The 21829-nt window shown below is 43.9% G+C and carries 17 protein-coding genes and 1 pseudogene; 15 read left to right on the plus strand and 3 right to left on the minus strand.

Annotated features, from left to right (window positions below):
- Positions 1-13 precede the first annotated feature (13 nt).
- A complete protein-coding gene (locus AT864_RS06780) occupies positions 14-1495 on the plus strand; it encodes a glutamate synthase subunit beta (RefSeq protein WP_066147531.1) in 1482 nt (493 codons plus the stop codon).
- Positions 1496-1746: 251 nt separating this feature from the next.
- On the opposite strand, the gene AT864_RS06785 is transcribed toward AT864_RS06780, so the two are convergent.
- Positions 1747-2676, minus strand: coding sequence for an NAD-dependent epimerase/dehydratase family protein (locus AT864_RS06785; protein ID WP_066147534.1), 930 nt, complete (start codon positions 2674-2676; stop codon positions 1747-1749).
- A 381-nt stretch (positions 2677-3057) separates the two neighbouring features.
- Here AT864_RS06785 and AT864_RS06790 point away from each other — a divergent pair, with 381 nt between their 5' ends.
- The 10 genes and pseudogenes from AT864_RS06790 to AT864_RS06830 all read left to right on the plus strand — a co-directional run bounded on the left by AT864_RS06790 (position 3058) and on the right by AT864_RS06830 (position 16464).
- The gene (locus tag AT864_RS06790; protein ID WP_066147536.1) at positions 3058-5172 is read left to right on the plus strand and encodes a GDYXXLXY domain-containing protein; all 2115 of its coding nucleotides are present in this window, start codon (positions 3058-3060) and stop codon (positions 5170-5172) included.
- 551 nt (positions 5173-5723) lie between these two features.
- Positions 5724-6170, plus strand: coding sequence for a DMT family transporter (locus tag AT864_RS06795; protein ID WP_066147538.1), 447 nt, complete (start codon positions 5724-5726; stop codon positions 6168-6170).
- 554 nt (positions 6171-6724) lie between these two features.
- Positions 6725-8080, plus strand: coding sequence for an NAD(P)-dependent oxidoreductase (locus tag AT864_RS06800; protein WP_066147540.1), 1356 nt, complete (start codon positions 6725-6727; stop codon positions 8078-8080).
- A 19-nt stretch (positions 8081-8099) separates the two neighbouring features.
- Positions 8100-9383 (plus strand): NAD-dependent dihydropyrimidine dehydrogenase subunit PreA, encoded by a 1284-nt coding sequence (gene preA / locus AT864_RS06805; protein WP_066147542.1) that lies wholly within the window; start codon positions 8100-8102, stop codon positions 9381-9383.
- 22 nt (positions 9384-9405) lie between these two features.
- Complete coding sequence (gene hydA / locus AT864_RS06810) at positions 9406-10824, plus strand: dihydropyrimidinase (RefSeq protein ID WP_066147544.1); 1419 nt, start codon at positions 9406-9408, stop codon at positions 10822-10824.
- Positions 10825-10899: 75 nt separating this feature from the next.
- Positions 10900-11133, plus strand: a complete 234-nt coding sequence (locus tag AT864_RS06815) for a hypothetical protein (RefSeq protein WP_066147546.1) — start codon at positions 10900-10902, stop codon at positions 11131-11133.
- A 207-nt stretch (positions 11134-11340) separates the two neighbouring features.
- Positions 11341-11574, plus strand: a pseudogene (locus tag AT864_RS18300) (zinc ribbon domain-containing protein); the annotation flags it as partial.
- Between the two features lie 182 nt (positions 11575-11756).
- A complete protein-coding gene (locus tag AT864_RS06820) occupies positions 11757-13340 on the plus strand; it encodes a PucR family transcriptional regulator (RefSeq protein ID WP_066147547.1) in 1584 nt (527 codons plus the stop codon).
- Positions 13341-13620: 280 nt separating this feature from the next.
- The gene (locus tag AT864_RS06825; RefSeq protein WP_066147550.1) at positions 13621-15087 is read left to right on the plus strand and encodes a CoA-acylating methylmalonate-semialdehyde dehydrogenase; all 1467 of its coding nucleotides are present in this window, start codon (positions 13621-13623) and stop codon (positions 15085-15087) included.
- A 24-nt stretch (positions 15088-15111) separates the two neighbouring features.
- The gene (locus tag AT864_RS06830) at positions 15112-16464 is read left to right on the plus strand and encodes an aspartate aminotransferase family protein (RefSeq protein WP_066147552.1); all 1353 of its coding nucleotides are present in this window, start codon (positions 15112-15114) and stop codon (positions 16462-16464) included.
- A 434-nt stretch (positions 16465-16898) separates the two neighbouring features.
- Here the strand turns inward: AT864_RS06830 and AT864_RS06835 are convergent, their stop codons facing one another.
- Both AT864_RS06835 and AT864_RS06840 read right to left on the minus strand, forming a co-directional pair.
- On the minus strand, positions 16899-17624 hold the full coding sequence (locus tag AT864_RS06835; protein ID WP_066147554.1) for an NAD-dependent deacylase: 726 nt from the start codon (positions 17622-17624) through the stop codon (positions 16899-16901).
- A 26-nt stretch (positions 17625-17650) separates the two neighbouring features.
- Positions 17651-18256 (minus strand): TetR/AcrR family transcriptional regulator, encoded by a 606-nt coding sequence (locus AT864_RS06840; RefSeq protein WP_066147556.1) that lies wholly within the window; start codon positions 18254-18256, stop codon positions 17651-17653.
- Between the two features lie 118 nt (positions 18257-18374).
- Between AT864_RS06840 and kynU the strand changes: the two genes are divergently transcribed.
- The 4 genes from kynU to AT864_RS06860 are packed head-to-tail and all read left to right on the plus strand — an operon-like array spanning position 18375 to position 21815.
- Positions 18375-19643 (plus strand): kynureninase, encoded by a 1269-nt coding sequence (gene kynU / locus AT864_RS06845; RefSeq protein WP_066147558.1) that lies wholly within the window; start codon positions 18375-18377, stop codon positions 19641-19643.
- Entirely contained in the window at positions 19640-20284 is a 645-nt protein-coding gene (kynB, locus tag AT864_RS06850) for an arylformamidase (protein ID WP_066147560.1), read from the plus strand. Before kynU ends, kynB begins: the two co-directional genes overlap by 4 nt.
- A gap of 19 nt (positions 20285-20303) precedes the next feature.
- A complete protein-coding gene (gene kynA / locus AT864_RS06855; RefSeq protein WP_066147562.1) occupies positions 20304-21155 on the plus strand; it encodes a tryptophan 2,3-dioxygenase in 852 nt (283 codons plus the stop codon).
- A gap of 33 nt (positions 21156-21188) precedes the next feature.
- Entirely contained in the window at positions 21189-21815 is a 627-nt protein-coding gene (locus AT864_RS06860) for a LysE family translocator (protein WP_066147564.1), read from the plus strand.
- Positions 21816-21829: the final 14 nt, after the last annotated feature.

The raw sequence follows: 21829 nt of genomic DNA on the forward strand, positions 1-21829 counted from the left end.
AGGGGGAATGACAATGGGCAAAGCAACAGGCTTTATGGAGTATGCGCGCGAAGAAGAAGTGAAGCGTCAGCCACTTTCCCGCTTAGATGATTGGAAGGAATATACATTTCCGTTTTCTGATGAAACGTTGGCAAGACAAGGTGCCCGCTGTATGGATTGCGGGACCCCTTTCTGCCATATGGGCATGGAATGGAACGGATTAACCTCTGGATGTCCGATTCATAACTTGATTCCGGAATGGAATGATCTTGTTTACCGCGGCCGATGGAAGGAGGCATTAGACCGCCTTTTAAAAACAAATAATTTCCCAGAGTTTACAGGAAGGGTATGTCCTGCGCCGTGTGAAGGGTCCTGTACGGTGGCGATTTCAGATCCAGCTGTGGCAATTAAAGGCATTGAACGCGCTATTATTGATAAAGGGTTTGCCGAAGGATGGATTCAGCCAAGGATTCCGAAAAAACGGACAGGGAAAAAGGTGGCGATTGTCGGATCGGGGCCGGCGGGTCTAGCCTGCGCCGATCAGTTAAACCAAGCCGGGCATTCCGTTACGGTTTATGAGCGAGCAGATCGCATCGGTGGTTTATTGATGTATGGCATTCCAAACATGAAGCTTGAAAAAGAAGTCGTGGAACGAAGAGTCCACCTTTTAGAAGAAGAGGGAATTTCATTTATCACGAATACGGAGATAGGAAGAGACATCACAGCTGATGAACTGCGTTCACAATACGATGCGGTCGTTTTATGTACAGGCGCTCAAAAGCAACGCGATCTGGTCATTGAAGGCCGAGAGCTTGAAGGCATCCATTTTGCTATGGACTATCTAACATTAACGACCAAAAGCCTGCTTGATTCCAACTTTACCGATGACGGTTTGATTGATGCGCGCGATAAGCATGTGATTGTCATTGGCGGCGGAGATACGGGGGCGGACTGTGTGGCTACGGCGCTAAGACAGAAATGTAAAAGCGTCGTTCAGTTTGGCAAGCATCCGGCCTTACCGCAACAGCGCGCTGAAAATAATCCTTGGCCGCAGTTTCCTCTTGTGTTTACATTAGACTACGCCTATGAAGAAGCAAAAGTGAAATTTGGTGCAGATCCTCGGCAGTACTGCATTCAAACGAAAAAAATTGTTGGGGATGAACAGGGCAAAGTCAAAGAGCTGCATACGATTCAAATGGAAAAAATCACAGATGAAAGCGGAAGAGCGGTATTTAAAGAAATTCCTGGGACTGAACAAGTGTGGCCGTGTGATTTAGTGTTTATTGCTATTGGCTTTGAAGGCACTGAACAGCCTCTTTTACAGCAATTTGGCGTCGAAACCGTCAATCAAAAAGTGAAGGCTCCTTATGGTCAATATACAACCAATGTAGAGGGAGTGTTTGCTGCAGGTGATGCGAGACGCGGTCAAAGCTTAGTCGTATGGGCCATTCATGAAGGTCGGGAAGCAGCAAGAGAAGTGGACCGTTTCTTAATGGGAGTGACCTATTTACCGTAATTGTATAGATGATGTTAAAAAAGCGGAAGAGATCTTCAAGGTCCCTTCCGTTTTTTATAGTCGAGTGCCTAAATCACAAGTCTATAAATCCAATCTAAAAACGATAATGTTCGAACGAACAAGCAGATGGCGGTGTTCGTTTCTAGTTCATCCGCCCCATCTTCCCTTGAACTTATCTATCGAGAAATCTCCCGTTTTGAAACGAAGGGGAGGCGGGAGAGGTTCATAAAGAGTTTGGTTATAGAAGAAAACTACGATTGCATATGCTTTAACGTTTCTTTAATGCCGACTGCATAAGGAGTTTGCGGAATCGGACCGACGGTTTTTTCATATTTGCCGCCGTCTAATATGACCGGCTTTTCGTTTAAATACATCATTTCTGCATATTCTCTCATAAAGGGATTAAACATCCCGACAAGTTGAATCATCCATTTGTAGATGGGTTTGATGCGGATGTTAGCGTTTAAATAGCCTCCGGCAATTTCAGCGATTTCTTTTCCGGAAATCGTTCCGGCTCCTGGTATATTCCATGATTGATAAAAACAATCATGACGCAGCGATAATTCTACTAATGCTTCTGCTCCATCTTTAATGTAAATAAATTCTCTTTGAATGGAAGGATCGCCAACATAAAAAGCCATTTTCCTTTTTAGCATTTGCTGAAATGTAAAATGAAGAAGGGTGTTTCCTGCGTTGGGGCCGTAAAAATCAGGAAAATGGGCGATTAGGTATGGAATGCTAGATTGTTCAATTTGCTCCAACAGCTTTAACCGCAGTTTGCCTTTTTTTGTATGCGGTTTTTTAGGAGACGCTTCGGTTGTTTTTTGAGATTGCAAACCATATGAATAAATATTATCTACGTAAACAAACGGTTTATTGTAGATTCGGCACGCTTCTAAAATGTTTGAAAGAATAATCGCTAGATTAGGATCCCAATGTTGATAGGGAAGATTGATAGCATGAAAGACCATGTCTCCTTTTGCTACGGCGGCTTCGACATCCTCGAGATTCATAGCATCGCCGTGCAGGATGCTTGTGAGGTTTCCCCAGTTTTGCTGTTTATCTAATAATGTTGGTTTTGAACGGGCTACCGCTATCACATATATTTTACGTTTGATAAGGGCTTCGACTAATGCGCTTCCCATTCCCCCAGTAGCGCCAAACACAACGGCCGTTTTCATTGTTTCACTCCCTTGACTGATTAGAGAAGAATCATTGTTCTAATAATTGTTTATGATAGGAAAAAAATTAAAATGCTGTTAATTTATTATAACGTATTGAGGATTGCTTGTAAATGATTGGAACGAATGTATGGTTATGCGGAAAAGAAGGTCGCACCCCAATAAATGGACAAGGTTTATATGTGTCATTATGGTATAATAAAATCAAGAACACAAGTGTTGATGCTCCATTATTTTACTGAAAATATGAAATGATCTAGCTAGATACAAGATTTCTGCCTCTTCCCTCAAACAATGTCAATTGGTTTTTATTGGAGCATCAACACACCTGAGTCAAGAAAGGTATGTAGCCATGATAAATGAAGAAAGAGAGGCGAGACAATGAACCTTCGTCTTGTAAAGGCCGGGTATTTTATGGGAATCGGGCTGATGATGGCTTCTGTTATTTATTTTTTTGCTGCTAATTGGCAAGGATTTGATCGATTGGAAAAGATAGTAGTAAGTATAGGGGTTATGTGTTTATTGTATGGCATCAGTATTTTGTTGGCTTATGTCATGAATCGCCACGATTTTTTGAGCCAATGGCTGTTTGTGGCAGGAGCCATTGGATTTGGGGTTTCTGTTGCGCTGATAGGACAAATTTATAATTCACATGCGGATAGCTTTTGGCTTTTCTTCATTTGGTTTATACCAAGTGCTGTATTTGCGCTCATCACTCGTTATGAGCCCTTTCGCGTCTTAAGTGCTGTGCTGCTGCAACTAACCTTTTGGTTTTATTATTTTCCGTCCTCTTATCAGACTGAAAGAGATCAGTGGGTATCCTTTTTATTTCTGCTTGTGTTTGCAGCTGTGAATGGAGCTGTTTTTTTTCTCCACCGTTCTTCTTTTGTTTCCTATCTTTTGTATGTGGCCATGCAAGGATGGTTGTTCTTGATTGTCGGATCCGGTTTGACTGAAGGCAGCTTTACGTGGTGGCCTTATGTGTATTCATTGCTTTTGCTCGTGTTTCTTTATTATTTTTTCGCGATTGTTAAGCATCGCTCCTATGTCCTTATCACAAGTTTATTTGCAGGAGGATTTTTGATTGTCCAATATTTCCGATTTGTGGCCCGGCATTTTCAAGAAGGTGTTTTGCTTGCAGGTCTGCTGTTGGCGGCGGGGATTGTTTATGGAAGTCTGTTTTTGCTGAAGAGGTTAAGAAATTGGGCAATGGAAGAAAACGCTGGAACCACTTTTTTAGCTGTGTTTCAGGCTATTGTCACAGCCGTTGCTTCCATTATTGCCATTTCAAGTATTATGGGCCTTTTTTCGCTTTGGACCCATCATTTCTCGTCAAATCTATTATTTGCTTTATCCGTCGGAGCGTTTGTTTTGCCAGGGATGCTTATGCAAAGCTGGAATGATGTAGTTCGCTGCACGCTGCTTGCGATCGGTTATGGAGTTGGTGTGATTGCATCCATGGATATTTCCATTTGGATTGTCACAACCTATTTTCTGGTCCTGCTTGTTGGATACTTTAAATCAGAAAAAACGGGGATTAAGCTCCTTACTCATGTAGCATTATCTGCTTTCGGAATGCTCATTGTCGAAGAATGGAGCGACAAGCTGCGCCTTGCTCTTTTATTCGTTGTCCTGTTGAATGCGTTTTTATATATGGCATCCCACCAGCGGAAGCATACTCAGCGTTTGTCTCTCTTTATAGGCATGGGGTCTCTTTTATTATTAACAAGTATGGATTTTTTTGCTCTTGATCTTTGGGTGGTATTGGCGAATCTTTTATTGATATTCATCACAGCAGGATGGATCGCTTTTCAATCGAAGCAACAGGAGCCCATTGGATTAGGGATTGCTTGGTTTTATTTGTGGCTATTTCTTGTTTTAAAATATTACGAATTTGCATGGAGCCTTCTCGACAAAGCCATAAGTCTGTTGATTTTTGGAATTCTCGTGCTGGCAGGTACAATATTTTTAGAAAAAAAGAAACATCTTCTGCCAAACGAACAAGTAAGTTGGGTTCGCAGCAAATGGATTCCTTTGCTTATGATCATCGCGCTGCAAATCGTTTTTATCGGCTATACCGTATTTGATAAAGAAAGGCTTTTGCGAAATGGAGAAGTGGTAAAGCTGGAGCTCATGCCGATGGATCCGCGCTCTTTACTCCAGGGTGATTATGTTCGCCTGCGCTATGAAATTTCGCAGATTCAAGGAATGAGCGGGAACGGAAAGGTTCAACTCATTTTGCAAAAAGATGAGGCAGGAGTTTACCGCTTTGCACGCGTATATGTTATGAACGGGAAAAAGGATTTGTCGTATATCCGGAAAAAGGGCGAAGTCATCATCAATGGGAAGTGGCAAGGAGATACGATCATTTATGGAATTGAATCCTTTTTTGTTCCAGAAAAAACAGGAATAGAACTGCAGCAGCGAGCTCGTTACGCCTATGTCCGAGTAAGTCAAGCGGGCGATGCTTTGCTAGAGAGTGTTAGTGACCGTTAAAAGCGTTCGGGAAACCCCGAATGTTTTTTTCTTACCACTTATTTGACGATGTAATGAGGAGAAAGGAGGAAAGAGTTTATCGTACCCTCTATGCGGATTTAACGACATCGGAAGGATGGAACACATCATTTTGGAGAGCTGCAATCGGGAGGAAAACATGCTGGTTTTCGTTATACCAAAGCGTGACAGAGTGCCGGACAGCAGACCAATAAGGGCGTCTGTGAGCCGTATTGTTTGGTTCGCCCGACCGCGGAAAAACGTTCTCAACTTCATATCCAAACAAATGTTAAACGATCGAATTCAGATTGCCGACAAATGCTTTCAATCATAGGCACTAGTCTAGCTCGTCTGCGCATGCACTTTTTTATTTGATTTGTGCTCCTTGTCTGGCAAGCATTTTTAACACATTCACCGAGAAGTCTCCCACCTCTAAGCGAAGTGTAGGTGGGAGAGGTTGATGTCAGCTTGCTGTGAAATAATGCTTAAAACCGTTATAGCCATACAACATTTGATATCGTTTGTACAAACGTGAATGAAAGGGAGAAAGAAGTATGAAATGGTTGTATATTTTATTATCTTTAGTAGGTGGAATGCTAGCAGGGCTTCAAGCGCCGATCAACGGAAGCCTTGGAAAGAAAATAGGGAGTCTGGAAGGAGCCTTTACTTCCTTTTTTGTCGGTACCTTATTTTTAACGTTTGTCGCTTTATTTTTTGGCAAAGGACAGTTGGTGCAGTTGCTTCAAGTTCCCAAATGGAATTTATTAGGAGGTTTATTAGGGGCCGTTTTTGTGACGATTACGATTATTTCAGTTCCAAAAGTAGGGGCAGCAGCTGCTATTTTGGCTGCTATCGTTGGACAACTTGTTATTAGTATGGTCATTGATCATTTTGGTTTATTTGGCGTACCTAAAATTCCGATGAATATGAATCGGCTTTTTGGGCTATTGTTTATGCTAGCCGCTCTCTTTTTTATTTATCGCGGCAATGCAGCATCGTAAAAGGAATCAAATGGACATGTTGAATAATGAACAAACTTCTTTATTTAACAAAATGTATAATGAAAAGCTTAACGCTACCAAGTAAAATATGTTTAAATATTTTAATTTTTCTGTTAATAACAAAAAGATTCTGGGTTTAACCCAATCATAAGGAATGAAATATAGGTATGTCTCATAGATTATAAGGCAGAGCTCATCCACCGCTTTTCTCATGCTAAAAAGTACAGATGGACATGTACGATTGACGCCATGGTTAGAAAAGCGTTTCTTTTTTCGCTAGGCTAATTTGGAAACTTGAGCATGAAGACAGCCATAGCCTCGTTTGCCGTAGCAAAGGAGTGAACACAAATCCAGTTGTTTTACTGAAAGAAGGGCGAAGTCGCTCAATAGATTTCTATATCTAGGAATCTTGTATGTAGCCTTAGCAAAGGCAAATAATAAACAGTGGAGATCTAGCAGCGCTCCTAGATAGGCAGACATTGTTTTTTGAAGGGATTAGGGTTTTAGCTCTATTCCCTTTTTTAAAATAAAAAATGAGAAGGAGGCTGTGTGCCATGAATCAATCCTCATTCGATTTATCGAAAAACTTTCAAGAAGCCGCATCTGGATTGACCAATCGAGAGGCGATTGAGGAAGCGAATCGCTGCTTATATTGCTATGATGCCCCCTGTATTCAGGCTTGTCCGACAGGAATTGATATTCCCACCTTCATCAAAAAGATTGCATCAGGGAATCTGAAAGGGGCAGCAAAAACTATTATGCTGTCAAATCCTGTAGGGGCAAGCTGCGCGAGAGTATGTCCGACAGAGGAGCTATGCGAAGGAGCCTGTGTTCTGAACCATTCGACAAAACCGATTATGATCGGAAACTTGCAGCGGTATGCGACAGATTGGGCCATAAAAAATGATGAATCACTATTTCAAGCAGAAAGAACAAACGATAGGGCGGTAGCGGTCGTTGGCGGCGGACCGGCAGGATTGTCAGCAGCTAGGGAACTGGCGCTTATGGGGTACAGCGTGACAATCTTTGAAGCAGAAAAGGAAGCCGGTGGGTTAAATGCGTATGGGATTGTTTCATTCCGTCTTCCGCGGAGCGTGCCATTGTGGGAAATTCACCAAGTCAAGCGTTTAGGTGTGGAGATTCGGACGAACACAAAGGTAGGAAGAGATATAACTGCAAACGAGATTTTAGAAAGCTATGATGCGGTTGTTTTGGCTGCGGGGATGGGGACAGTTCCGATGCTGGGGATTGAAGGAGAGGATTTAGAAGGGGTGTATGACGCGATTGAACTCATTAAAGAAACGAAAACCAAGCCGTTAACGGATCGGTTGGTAGGGAAAAAGGTTGTTGTCATTGGTGCCGGAAATACAGCGATTGACGGGGCGACATGTTCGGTACGGCTAGGGGCGGAAAACGTAAAGATTTTATATCGCCGTACAAAGGAAGAGATGACAGCTTATGATTTTGAATACGAATTTGCCAAACAGGAAGGAGTCGAGTTTCGTTGGTTGACGGCTCCTAAACGAATCATCGGCGATGAGAAAGGAAGAGTCACTCATATCGAATGCGTCCGCATGCAATTAGGGGAGCCGGATCAAGATGGGCGACGGCGTCCGGTTCCGATTGAAGGATCGGAATTTGTCATGCAGGTAGATGCCGTGATTAAGGCGATTGGCCAGATGCGGCACTTGGATTTAATCACGGAGTTTGGATTAGAGCACGATGCTGGAGTTGTTCGGATTCGTCAGGGAAGCTATCAAACCTCTCATCCAAAAATATTTGCTTGCGGCGATATCGTTTTCGGCAAAGGACAAGGTGAAGCGATGGTAGTCACAGCTGCGCAGCAAGGAAAAGAGGCTGCTTATGCGATTCATCAATATTTAGAAAAACACATAAGCGAGACGGCTTAAATGAAGGGGGAATACAACAATGGCCGACTTAAGCGTGAATTTAGCGGGAATCAAGTCTCCTAATCCGTTCTGGTTGGCGTCTGCGCCGCCGACGAACTCGGGATACCAGGTGCAACGAGCATTTGAAGCCGGATGGGGCGGAGCCGTTTGGAAAACACTTGGCGAACCGATTTTAAATGTATCGTCGCGGTTTGCGGCCATCAGCTTCAACGGTCAACGGATCGCGGGATTTAATAACATTGAATTGATTACGGATCGTCCGCTTGAGGTGAACTTAAAGGAAATTTATGAAACAAAAAAACGATTTCCTAATCATGCCATTATCGCTTCTCTTATGGTCGAGCCAAAAAGGGAAAAATGGCATGAAATTGTAAAAAGAGTACAGGATGTGGGAGTGGATGGATTTGAATTAAACTTCGGCTGTCCGCACGGAATGGCGGAACGTGGAATGGGATCGGCATCGGGGCAGGTACCAGAGTTAGTAGAAAAGCAGACATATTGGGTCAAAGAAGTCGCGGAAAAACCGGTTATTGTCAAATTAACCCCTAATATTACGGATATTACAGCAACAGCGGAGGCCGCTGTTCAAGGAGGAGCTGATGCCATCAGCATGATCAATACAATCAACAGCTTAATGGGGGTCGATTTGGATACGTGGCATACCATTCCGCATGTCGCAGGAAAAGGCGCGCATGGCGGTTATTGCGGTCCAGCGGTGAAGCCGATCGCCCTAAATATGGTAGCTGAGTGCGCTCGCCACCCGCGAATTAATGTGCCAATTTCCGGCATGGGCGGGGTATCAAGCTGGAAGGAAGCCGTAGAATTTATGCTGATGGGAGCAACGGGAGTGCAAGTGTGCACGGCGGTGATGCATCATGGCTTCCGCATTATCGAGGACATGGTGGAAGGGCTCCAGCATTATCTTGACAGCAAAGGGATTGCTTCGGTGATGGATCTTGTCGGCAAAGCTGTCCATCGATATTCGGATTGGGGCAATCTTGATTTGAACTATAAAGTAGCTGCCCGTATTAACACAGATGTGTGCATTAATTGTAATAAATGCTATATCGCTTGTGAAGATGCATCTCACCAATGCATCGATCGCCTTGCTGACGCAACTGGCCGTGAGTATTTAAAAGTGCGGGAGGAAGATTGTGTAGGATGCAATTTATGTTCGCTTGTCTGTCCTGTGGACGGCGCGATTGATATGGTTGAACTTCCGAGCGAGTGCCCGCCGATGACATGGAACGAACGCCAAGCGGCGATTGGTGCGCTGACAGTTTCTAATGCGGAAGCTAAGTAAAGAACAAGGAGGAGCTATTTTTATGAAAAGACTGATAAAAAATGGAACGATTGTAACGGCAGCGGATGTTTATCATGCAGATGTGCTAATTGAAGATGGAAAAATTGCGGCGATTGGCGAACATGTCAGTCCGCATGATGCTGAAATCATTGATGCAAAAGGATGCTATGTTTTTCCAGGAGGGATTGATCCGCATACCCATTTAGACATGCCGTTTGGCGGTACCGTGACAAAGGATGATTTTCAATCGGGAACGATCGCCGCGGCATTTGGCGGAACAACGACGGTGATTGACTTTTGTTTAACGAATAAAGGGGAGCCGCTGGCAAAGGCCATTGAAACCTGGCACAACAAAGCGAAAGGCAAAGCCGTTATTGATTATGGCTTCCATTTGATGATTAGCGAAATCAATGATGATGTATTAAGCGAATTGCCAAAGGTGATCGAAGAAGAAGGGATTACATCCTTTAAAGTATTTATGGCCTACAAAAATGTGTTCCAAGCAGACGACGGCACTTTGTACAGAACGCTTTCTGCCGCCAAACAGCTTGGCGCCCTCGTCATGGTTCATGCCGAAAATGGAGATGTGATTGATTATTTAACAAAGCAAGCGCTCGCTGAAGGTCACACAGAGCCTATTTATCATGCGCTTACTCGGCCCCCGGAATTGGAAGGAGAAGCGACAGGCCGCGCTTGTCAGCTGACGCAGCTGGCCGACTCCCAGCTTTATGTCGTCCATGTGTCTTGTGCACAAGCGGTCGAAAAAATCGCCGAAGCGCGCAATAAAGGATTAAATGTGTGGGGGGAAACATGTCCGCAATATTTGGTGCTAGATCAGTCATACTTAGAAAAACCGAACTTTGAGGGGGCTAAATATGTATGGTCACCGCCGCTTCGTGAAAAATGGCACCAAGAAGTGTTATGGAATGCCTTAAAAAATGGACAACTGCAAACATTGGGATCCGATCAATGCTCATTTGATTTTAAAGGACAGAAAGAGCTGGGAAGAGCCGACTTTACGAAAATACCAAACGGGGGCCCCATCATTGAAGATCGACTCAGCATTTTATTTAGTGAAGGTGTAAAGAAAGGACGAATCACCCTCAACCAGTTTGTCGACATTACATCGACGAGAATCGCGAAGCTGTTTGGATTATTTCCGAAAAAAGGAACGATCGCTGTTGGTTCTGACGCCGACTTGGTCATTTTTGATCCGAATGTGGAACGGGTGATTTCCGCTGAAACCCATCATATGGCCGTTGACTATAACCCGTTTGAAGGAATGAAAGTGGCGGGAGAACCAATATCGGTGCTTTCGAGAGGTGAGTTTGTCGTACGTGACAAAGTCTTTGTCGGGAAGCCGGGCTATGGCCAATATTTAAAACGGGAGAAATATGGAAAATATGCCGTTCTAAACGAAAATGAGAAATTAACTATTTAATAGAATGGACTACAAAGAGAGAGGACTTACGGTCTTGCTATTTGGCTAGATGGTAGATATAAAGGAGGAGATACGGTGTCTTATCAAGAGTTTCTGGTGGAACGCGAGCGAATGGATGCATTGCTTCGTCGAGGGTATGTGATCAAGCGTGTTCATGAAAATTTAAGCGGCGCGTTTATAGAATTTGCGCTGCCAACTCCGGTTGCTTCTGAGCTAAAACAGCCTTTGCAAACATTGCACATTCAAACAGCTGATGCCAGAAAATATGTTGCTTCTTTGCTGATTCAGCAAATGAAGCGATCGTCCTAATGACTTTTGACAGCCAAGGAGAGGAGCCATCTTTTCGAATCTTTATGACAATCAGCGAAAAGGAGAAAGGTAGATAACGCCATCTTGGCTTTGTCTACCTTTATTTTTGCATCTAGTTATTTAGTTTTTCTTACTGGAAGGGATATCATGTTTTCTTGTGCTGTTTCTTCTTACTCAAATCGTCCGATGGAAAGGCGAATGATAAAAAAATGGATTTTTAAGGAGAGGGAAAAGATGTCGAGATCCACTATTCTATGTTCGTGCTGTGGATACCAAAGCAAAGATGTTAAGAATCTCAACCTTCGTGAATAGATAGGCCCATCTTACGGAACACATCAGGATAGAGATTTAAACGCAAGCAAAAACATTCTAAAAGAAGGATTTCGATTGTTGTCTTGTTTGGACAATGAAACCGTAGGAACTATGGGGATCGCCTGCTAATTCTCCTTTCGTAAGAAGTGACAGCGCAGGAATCAAAGCAAAAGTGGGAGTAGTTCAAAGACAGCCATTACACGATGTACATATCTGAGATTTGCATGAATAAAAAGGAGGAATCGATTTATTTGCGGTGAATAATTATTTAGTGTGATGGGACAATCTCCGTTGATAGAGGAGGGGAAGGAGTGCACGAGCATTTTCAATTTACTGTTTTGGACGTATTAAACAGAAAGCACTTTGAGCATACTCAAGTCATTGCAGGACATCAAGGATTGCACCGGACGGTCAAATGGGTACATGTGGTGGAAGTGACGAAGATTCATAAACTATTAAATGGAAAAGAACTCATTTTATCTACGGGTGTAGGATGGAAAGAAAATGGAGAGTTATTCCTTTCCTTTGTGGAGCAATTGATTGAAAGCGACGCCTCCGGGTTATGCATCGAAATCGGAACCTACACGTCATCCATCCCGCCAGAAGTGATTCAGCTAGCGAACGAGCACCACTTTCCAATCATCCTTTTTCTAAAAGAAGTTCCATTCGTTGAAATTACTCAAGATATCCACGCCTATTTGATTAATCAGCACTATCAAATGATCTCCAATTTAGAAGCTTATTCCCAGCAGTTAAATCAAAAGCTCTTGTCGATTGAGCATTACAATGAAATTTTAAAATATTTGCATCGGTATTTAGGTCATCAAATTCTTTTTCGCATGCATGGCAAGGAAGTTGAATTTGTTCCGGAGTGCTGTGAAGAAAAACAACAGCTATGGCTCAAACAAGTGGCTCAACCAACGAAAAAAGCGGCTTCCCAGTCGATCCAGCTTTTTAGCCATGAATATGCGGAGCTGTCGATGATTTCTACAGACCGGGATATTAGCGAGTTTGACTTGCTGATTTTAGATCGAACGGCGACGGCGCTCGCCCAGTATTTGTTGCGCGATTTATATGTTGAAGAGAAGAAAAGAGCAAGGGAGCAAGAATGGCTAAAAGGGTGGCTGGAGGGCGAACATAGCGTACAAACGATTTTGGATTATTTAGCTGACCATGATGTTGAGCTAAAGCCAAAAGGCGGCTGTGTCTGTATTTGCAAATTTAAATCATTAAAGCAGCCTTCCGCTTTTGATATGACTTATTTCAAGCTGCTCTTTCGCACGATGCTGGAACAGCAGGGGTTCCAATCCTTCCCGATTGAGATGCGCGGCAGCATCGTGTTTATTTTAGTGGATAAACGAAGCGTGAAAACATGGAAGCAGCGGATGCAAACGGGAATTCAGCGCTTGATGGACTCCGAATTTGCCAATATGAAAAACATGCCGTGCTTTTTTTTTAGTGTCGGAAAATTCACGGAAAGTCTTGCGCTTATTCATAAAAGCTATCAAACCGCTCTTGAAACAAGCAAAATCCAGCAGCAGCTTTCTCAAAAAACAAAAAGCTGTTTTTATGAAGATTTACATTTAGCTAGAATTATTTCTCTTATCCACAAGGACGGTGATCTGCATGAAATGATGATGGAATATCTGGAGCCGGTGATTCAATATGACAAAAAGTATAATGGCAAGCTGATGGAAACATTAAAAGTTTATTTGGCCTGCAATGGTTCGAAAAAAGAAACGGCCAAACGTTTATATGTCGTCAGACAAACGCTTTATCATCGCATTCAAAAGCTAGAATCGCTACTAGGAGCTGATTTTATGAATCCTGAGAAGCGGCTTGCTATCGAGTTTATGATTCAGGCCTATGAATATTTGGCAGCCGGCAATGAATGAAAAACTCTCCTGAAACAGCAGGAGAGTTTTTCATTTTGCGTCATAAAGTCTAAGTAGTTGTCATATTGTGGAATGGGAACGAACGCACTTTTTACATTATGTCTAATGAATGCGTCAACGAACTAAGCGATAATGGAAATGAATGACGAGTGTTGATGATCCGCTCTTTTATTTAAGGAAGCAGGAAGTCCAGCCGCTAAGCGACCGCAACGAATCTTTTGGTTCATCAACGCGGCGATCAATGAATATTTCGCACCATCAATCAATAGGAGGGAACGCCATGGCTTTGGTTAGAAACGAAACCACTGTTTTAAAAAATTTCATTAATGGAAAGTGGGTAGATTCGAGCGGAGCGGAAACGCTGGAAGTACCGAATCCGGCGACAGGGGAAGTGCTGGCTAGAGTTCCGATTTCTACAAAAGAAGATGTGGAGCGTGCCGTACAAGCGGCGAAAAAGGCGTTTGTTTCATGGAAGAACACCCCTGTTCCGAAACGGGCGCGCATCATGTTTAAGTTCCACCATTTGTTGACGGAGCATCATGAAGAATTGGCAAGGCTGATCGTACAAGAGAACGGAAAGGCATATAAAGAAGCGTATGGCGAGGTTCAACGCGGAATTGAATGCGTCGAGTTTGCCGCAGGGGCTCCGACTTTAATGATGGGCGAGACGCTTGCAGAAATTGCGGAAGACATTGATTCGGAAATGCTTCGCTATCCGTTAGGAGTTGTCGGGGGAATTACACCGTTCAATTTTCCGATGATGGTACCGCTTTGGATGTTTCCATTGGCGATTGCCTGCGGAAATACATTTGTGCTAAAGCCTTCCGAGCGCACTCCCATTTTAGCGAATAAATTAGCCGAGTTATTTACGCAAGCCGGTGCGCCGGAAGGGGTTTTAAATATTGTGCACGGCGCCCACGATGTGGTCAACGCGCTGATTGCCCATGAAGATATTCGGGCTATTTCCTTTGTCGGTTCCCAGCCTGTAGCCAAATATGTGTATGAGCAAGCGGCTGCAAGAGGCAAACGCGTACAGGCTCTTTCCGGGGCGAAAAACCACCATATTGTGATGCCCGATGCCAATGTTGAGCTTGCTGCGCAGCACATCATCAACTCCGCTTTCGGAAGTGCAGGCCAGCGCTGCATGGCGTGCAGTGCCGTCGTGGTGGTAGGAGAGAATGAACGGTTTGTCCAAACGTTAAAAAAGCAAGCGGATGAACTGGTGATCGGCAATGGAATGGATGAGGACGTGTTGCTGACCCCGGTCATTCGCCAATCACATCGGGAGAAAGTGCTTGGTTACATCGAAAAAGGAGTGGAAGAAGGTGCTGTGCTGATTCGCGACGGACGAAAAGAAATGGCGGAGCTTTCGGAAGGGAATTTCCTCGGGCCAACGATTTTTGATCATGTAACGCCAACAATGACAATTGCCAAAGAAGAAATTTTTGCCCCTGTCCTTAGCTTGCTGCGCGCGGCTGATTTAGATAAAGCGCTTGAATATATCCGCCAATCCCGCTATGGAAATGGAGCGACCATTTATACAAAGGATGCAAAAGCCGTCCGTCAATTTCGCGAAGAAGCAGATGCCGGAATGTTAGGAATTAATGTCGGTGTGCCAGCGACGATGGCCTTTTTCCCATTTTCAGGATGGAAGGATTCATTTTATGGCGATCTTCATGTCAACGGAAAAGATGGTGTAAATTTCTATACACGAAAAAAAATGATAACCTCCCGATTTGATTTTTAATTTTCACAGAAGGAAGGGAACAGAATGGTTCAAACAGATCAAAGTCAACATTTATTGGAAAAAGATGGTCGATATATATGGCATGCCATGAAGCCGTACAATCCTAAATCAACATTGATTGTCGAGGAAGCAAAGGGATGCTGGGTAACCGATCATACCGGAAAAAAATATTTAGATGCCATGGCTGGGCTTTGGTGCGTCAATGTCGGTTACGGTCGCGAGGAGTTAGCAGAGGCCGCTTATGAGCAGCTAAAGAAGCTTGCTTATTTTCCGCTGACGCAAAGCCATGCACCGGCAGTTGAACTGGGAGAGAAATTGAACGAGCTGCTAGGAGACGAATATGTCATTTTCTTCTCTAACAGCGGCTCCGAGGCTAATGAAACCGCCTTTAAAATGGCCCGGCAATATCATCAGCAAAAAGGAGAGCATAGCCGCTATAAAATTATTTCCCGTTATCGGGCGTATCATGGAAACTCGATGGGAGCACTCGCGGCTACTGGACAGGCGCAGCGCAAATATAAATACGAACCTTTGGCACCGGGCTTTATTCATGTCGCTCCTCCCGATTGCTACCGCGATAACGAGACAGCGGAAAATCCGCGCAATTTAAAATCCGTTCAAGCGATTGATCAAGTGATGACATGGGAATTAAGTGAAACCATCGCCGCGGTCATCATGGAACCGATGATCACAGGCGGGGGAGTGCTCATTCCGCCGGATGGCTATATGAAAGCGGTGAAGGAAGTGTGTGAAAAGCACGGAGCTTTGCTGATTGTCGATGAAGTGATATGCGGGTTCGGCCGAACAGGCAAACCGTTTGGCTTTATGCATGATGGAGTGAAACCGGATATCATCACCATGGCGAAAGGAATTACAAGCGCTTACTTGCCGCTATCGGCCACTGCAGTCCGCAAAGAAATTTATGAGGCATTCAAAGGGGAAGAGGAATATGATTATTTCCGTCATATAAATACGTTTGGCGGAAATCCGGCCGCATGCGCCCTTGCCTTAAAAAATTTAGAAATTATGGAAAAAGAGCGTTTGTTTGACCGGTCCCGCGAAGTTGGCGAACAGCTGTTGAATGAGTTGAAGCATAAACTGCAAAACCATCCTTATGTCGGCGACGTTCGCGGCAGGGGCTTGCTGATTGGGATCGAACTGGTGAAAGATAAAGCTACAAAAGAGCCGCTGGATGTGTCGCTTGTCAATCAAGCCATCAATATTTGCAAAAACAACGGCTTGTTGATTGGCAAAAACGGTGTGACGGTAGCTGGCTTTAATAATGTGTTAACATTGTCGCCTCCTTTGACGATTGAAAGCGAGGATGCTGCCTTTTTAGTGCAAACATTGACGGGAGCGCTTGAAGAAATAAAGTAGTCTATCTATATGATTCATTGTGTATCCACACAGGGCTCATTCATATGAACGGGCCCTGTGTTTTTGGTTGATCACCGATATGGTTACCGTGAGCCGGGTAGTGGATGAATGTGGATCATGATGATACTCGATTAATTAACATGTGATATTGCAAAGAGACAGATGATTTAGACTGGTATAGAAAACTATGGATTGAAAGACATTGCTATAAGGTGACGATACCGTTATTGGTTTGGATAGGTTCATGCTATGAATATTATGGAGTGTTATCATGAAGGAAAAATAGTGATCGCGATGACTAATCGCTTTGATATATTGAAATGGCAAAACGATTGCTTAGCAGTTCGAACGAGAAAAGTGGAGTTAGGCATCGATCGCCAAAAGGAAAAGGATGAACGTGTCCTCTTTATAGAATAGAGGCCGCGCTCTGTTGTTTATATTCTTCGTTCCAACTCCCGATCCGTCTCTGCCAATACATCGCCGATTTTTCGATTTTGGATGACAAGATCGGCCCATTCGTCCAGTTCGGTCGGCTCTAGGTTGACGATGACGAGTTGGGCGCCGTTTCGTTTGGCGATGAGCGGCAACTGATTAGCGGGCGATACTTGCAAGGAAGAACCGAGCACGATGAACAGTTTGGCTTGCTCGGCGGCGCGCCATGCTTGTTCTACCGCTTCCGCCGGCAGCGCTTCGCCAAACAGAACGACGGAGGGGCGCAAAAAGCCGCCGCATGTGCAGGAAAAGGTATCATCAAGATAAGCCTCGCTTTCATCAGACTGATTACAGCGCGCACAACGGACCGTCCGAAGTGAACCGTGAAGTTCGATGACCTTTCGGCTGCCGGCCTGCTGATGAAATCCGTCGACATTTTGGGTGATGACAGTTTGAATAAGCCCACGTGCTTCCCAGTCAGCGAGAATACGATGACCAGCATGGGGTTGACATTGCCGGAGTGTGCGAATGCGGTATTGATAAAAGGAGATAAAGTCCTCTCGGTGATATTGAAGCGCATGCGTACTTGCTAAGCGCTGTGGATCCTTTTGTTGCCATAATCCTGTCTGTACGGAGCGGAAATCGGGCAATCCGCTTTCTGTTGACATTCCTGCCCCGGTCAATATGACTGTATGCTTTGAATCAAGCATTAGCTTTGCTAAAAGCATCTATTTCACCTTCTTGTGAAAACGTATTATTCGTATATGCCGTTTGTGTACATTTCTGTTAAATGATAAACGGCATCTTCCAATGAAAAAGGAACCTCTTGTTCGGTTAATTCCCACATATACATTTCGTTAGCGTAAAACCAACCTCGTGCGACCAAACTTGGCTGCAAATGTGATTTTGCTAGTCCGTTTGCCTGCGAATAGGCAACATCCTGTGCGATGCGGGTGATAAATTGTTCGCGGATTGCTTTCCATTTTTTCGCGACTAAATCGGAAATGCCGATCGCTTCTTTCATTAGCTGAAGCAGCCGCTGCTCCTGGATGGCCAATTGTAAAAAAAGGCGGACTTGATGCTCAATGAGATGGCGGGCTTCTTCTTTTGTTCGGGGAGCAAACGGGATTTCCGCTACTTCGTAAAATTTTCTCATCGTTTTTTCCATCATTTCAACAAAAATGTCATCCTTGTTTTTAAAATACACATACGCTGTTCCATAGCCCACATTTGCTTTTTGGATAATTTGCGAAATGGTGGTTTTCTGAAATCCGTTTTCTAAAAATACGTCGTAGGATGCAGCGATAATTTTTTGTCTTGTTTCCATTGCTTGAAGCTGTCTTGAAGAAAGCTTTTTCATCGCTTATCTTCCTTTCTGTATGTTGGTGATAATCTGTCATTGACATTGTGTCAACTTACCTATATATTTTAACTAAAAATATAGAAAATTCAAACACAACAAACAAGGCGGTGGGAAAATGTATTCACGAGAGGAAGCACGCCAGCTTGATCGACTAGATAAGTTGGCATCGTATCGAAAGGAATTTTATCTTCAGGAAGGCACGATCTATTTGGATGGCAATTCACTTGGCTTGCTTTCACAACGCGCGGAACGGTCATTGCTGGAAATTCTAGATTCATGGAAATCATACGGCATTGACGGGTGGACAAACGGACACCATCCATGGTTTTATTTATCAGAAGCATTGGGAGAGCGCATGGCTTATCTTGTTGGCTGCAAACCGGAGGAAGTGGTGGTTACAGGTTCCACGACGGTTAACCTTCATCAGCTTGTGGCTACATTTTATCAACCGACAGCTGCAAGAACGAAAATTTTAGCCGATGAACTGACGTTTCCATCGGATATTTATGCATTAAAGAGCCAACTTAAGCTAAAAGGATACGACCCGAAGGAGCATCTCGTGCTCGTCAAAAGCAGGGATGGAAAAACCATCGAGGAGGCCGATTTGATTGAAGCGATGACAGAGGAGATTGCTCTCATTGTGCTGCCAAGTGTTCTTTATCGCAGCGGCCAGCTTTTTGACATGAAAACGCTCACAGAAGAAGCGCATAAACGTGGAATTATGATCGGATTTGATTTATGTCATTCCGTCGGCGCCATTCCGCATCAGCTCCATGACTGGGGAGTTGACTTTGCTTTTTGGTGCAATTACAAATATTTGAACGGCGGCCCAGGATGTGTGGCGGCTCTGTATGTTCACGAAAGGCATTTTGGGAGAGAGCCTGGATTAAGCGGCTGGTTTAGCTCAAAGAAAAACAAGCAGTTTGATATGGAGCCGGATCTGACTCCTGAAGAGCATGCTGGCGCTTTTCAAATCGGCACACCGCATATTTTAAGCACTGCTCCTCTGATTGGCTCTCTTTCTCTATTTTGCGAGGTCGGGATGGAGAATATTCGCCAAAAATCATTGCGTCTCACCGAGTATATGATGGCGCTGATCGAGCGTGAATTGGCAAACTACGAATTTATGATAGGGAATCCAAGAGAAGATAAGCGCAGAGGAGGACATGTTTATTTAGAGCATCCAGAAGCGGCGAGAATTTGCCAAGCGTTGAAGGCAGAAGGGGTCATTCCTGATTTTCGTAAGCCGAATGGGATTCGTTTGGCTCCGGTCGCATTATACAACACGTATGAAGATGTTTGGCAAGCAGTTCATATTTTAAAGGAGATTATGGAGAAAGAAAAGCATAAAAAATTTCCGAACGAACGGGGAGTGGTGGCATGACAAAAAAAACCTCCTCTTCATGGATCGATATTTCACAGCCGCTTTCTCATTCGATTGCTCATTGGCCGGGGGACACACCATTTGCGTATGAGGTATCTTTTACAAAAGAACAAACGGGTTCAGTCAATATCGGAAAAATGACAACAAGCGTCCATATTGGCACACATGTCGATGCACCGTTTCATTTTGACGATTATGGTCAAAAAATAATCGATTTGGCGATCGATGTTTTTATTGGACCGGCGCGTGTGATTGATGTATCACCATTCTCCATTATTAATAGCGCTGTGCTGCAATCCTTCGATCTTTCCGGCGTTCAGCGTCTATTATTAAAAACGAATGTTCCGAACCAGCCAGAGCGGTTTCCTGAGTCGATTCCGCTGCTTGATCCAGATTTAGGCCCGTTTTTCAAAGAGAAAGGGATTGTGTTGCTTGGAGTGGATGTTCCGTCAGTCGATCCGCTTGACAGCAAAGATCTTAAGACGCACCATTCATTTGCCAAAAAAGGTGTGCATATTTTAGAAAATGTAATGCTTGACCATGTCGAATGCGGCGACTATGAGCTTATCGCACTGCCGCTTCCGTTAAAGGATGCTGACGGAAGCCCGGTGCGCGCAGTTATTAAGCCGATGGCAACATAGATAAGAAGGGGGTTCTATCATGCACAGTTCATCAGAAAGAAATCAAAAGCTAGCGGCGGAAAAAGGCATTCATACGGATTTTTTAAATAAAATGACCTATGGTGATTATTTGCAGTTGAATGCGCTTCTATCAAGCCAAAAGCGTCTGTCCGATCACCATGATGAAATGTTATTTATTATCATTCACCAAGTGAGTGAATTATGGATGAAACTGATTCTTCACGAACTAAAAGCAGCGATTCAAGCCATTGAACGGAATGAAATGGATCCAGCCTTTAAAATGCTGGCGAGAGTGTCGAAAATTCAGTCGCAAATCATTCATGCCTGGGACGTACTGGCGACATTGACTCCATCCGAATATATGGAGTTTCGCGATCAATTAGGACAGGCGTCCGGCTTTCAGTCTTACCAATATCGCATGATTGAGTTCGCTCTTGGTTACAAAACGGACTATATTTTAAAAATTTACGAGAAGGATCCAGTTTTGTATGAGGAGCTAAAAGAAGCGCTATATGCTCCAAGCATCTACGATGTCGCCTTAAAGGCGCTGGCCCGCGCTGGATTTGCGATTAATCCATCCCTTTTGGACCGGGATTATTCAGAGCCGTATCAAGAAGATTCGACGGTGGAAGCCGCTTGGTTAGATGTATATAAAAAGGTGGACCAATATTGGGAATTATATCAGCTGGCTGAAAAGCTCGTTGATATTGAAGATTGGCTTCAGCAATGGCGGTTCCGGCATATGAAAACAGTGGAACGCATTATCGGGCACAAAATAGGGACAGGAGGTTCATCGGGTGTCACGTATTTAAAGAAAGTGCTTGATCATCGCTTCTTCCCTGAATTATGGAATATTCGCACAAAATTATAAGCAGGGGGAGCGATTAGAAAAGGAGTGGGGAATGTGGATTTGACGTTGATCCTATCTTTTTTAGGATTCGCCGTTTTATTGACGCTTATGCCGGGACCGGATATTTTATTTGTGATCGCTCAAAGCCTTTCACAAAATAAGAAAGCGGGAATAGCCACAGCGTTTGGTCTATGCTCGGGACTCATTGTCCATATAACAGCCGCTACGCTTGGCGTTTCGGCATTGATTTATCAATCGGCTCTAGCATTCGCTGTTGTAAAATATGCCGGTGCTGCTTATTTGCTCTATTTGGCGTGGCAGGCGTGGCGCGAAAAGCAAGAAGGCTTTCATTTAGATAACCAGCAATCTTTAGAATACAAAGCTCTATACAAAAAGGGCATTTTGATGAATTTATTAAACCCGAAGGTCTCGCTATTCTTTTTAGCGCTGTTGCCACAGTTCGTCAATAAATCGATAGGGCATGCAGCGCTGCAAATGTTCATCTTGGGGCTGATCTTTCTGATCCAAGCTCTTGTTATTTTTGTCGCTGTCAGTGCGGCGGCTGAAAAACTGCGGCATGTGTTGCTTGCCCATTCATCGATCGCCAAGCGAATCAATCGGGTCAAGGCGGTATTATTGGGGGCTATTGGAATACAAATCGCATTTAGCAAACATAATTAATATTATGTTAACTA

Source organism: Anoxybacillus sp. P3H1B, assembly GCF_001560855.1.
Classification (GTDB): Bacteria; Bacillota; Bacilli; order Bacillales; family Anoxybacillaceae; genus Anoxybacteroides; species Anoxybacteroides rupiense.

Coding starts and splice junctions, on each gene's coding strand:
- preA (WP_066147542.1), top strand. CDS start 8,100: ATGGCCGACTTAAGCGTGAATTTAGCGGGAATCAAGTCTCCTAATCCG.
- kynB (WP_066147560.1), top strand. CDS start 19,640: ATGACAAAAAAAACCTCCTCTTCATGGATCGATATTTCACAGCCGCTT.
- AT864_RS06800 (WP_066147540.1), top strand. CDS start 6,725: ATGAATCAATCCTCATTCGATTTATCGAAAAACTTTCAAGAAGCCGCA.
- hydA (WP_066147544.1), top strand. CDS start 9,406: ATGAAAAGACTGATAAAAAATGGAACGATTGTAACGGCAGCGGATGTT.
- AT864_RS06785 (WP_066147534.1), bottom strand. CDS start 2,676: ATGAAAACGGCCGTTGTGTTTGGCGCTACTGGGGGAATGGGAAGCGCA.
- kynA (WP_066147562.1), top strand. CDS start 20,304: ATGCACAGTTCATCAGAAAGAAATCAAAAGCTAGCGGCGGAAAAAGGC.
- AT864_RS06825 (WP_066147550.1), top strand. CDS start 13,621: ATGGCTTTGGTTAGAAACGAAACCACTGTTTTAAAAAATTTCATTAAT.
- kynU (WP_066147558.1), top strand. CDS start 18,375: ATGTATTCACGAGAGGAAGCACGCCAGCTTGATCGACTAGATAAGTTG.
- AT864_RS06780 (WP_066147531.1), top strand. CDS start 14: ATGGGCAAAGCAACAGGCTTTATGGAGTATGCGCGCGAAGAAGAAGTG.
- AT864_RS06830 (WP_066147552.1), top strand. CDS start 15,112: ATGGTTCAAACAGATCAAAGTCAACATTTATTGGAAAAAGATGGTCGA.
- AT864_RS06795 (WP_066147538.1), top strand. CDS start 5,724: ATGAAATGGTTGTATATTTTATTATCTTTAGTAGGTGGAATGCTAGCA.
- AT864_RS06835 (WP_066147554.1), bottom strand. CDS start 17,624: ATGCTTTTAGCAAAGCTAATGCTTGATTCAAAGCATACAGTCATATTG.
- AT864_RS06790 (WP_066147536.1), top strand. CDS start 3,058: ATGAACCTTCGTCTTGTAAAGGCCGGGTATTTTATGGGAATCGGGCTG.
- AT864_RS06840 (WP_066147556.1), bottom strand. CDS start 18,256: ATGAAAAAGCTTTCTTCAAGACAGCTTCAAGCAATGGAAACAAGACAA.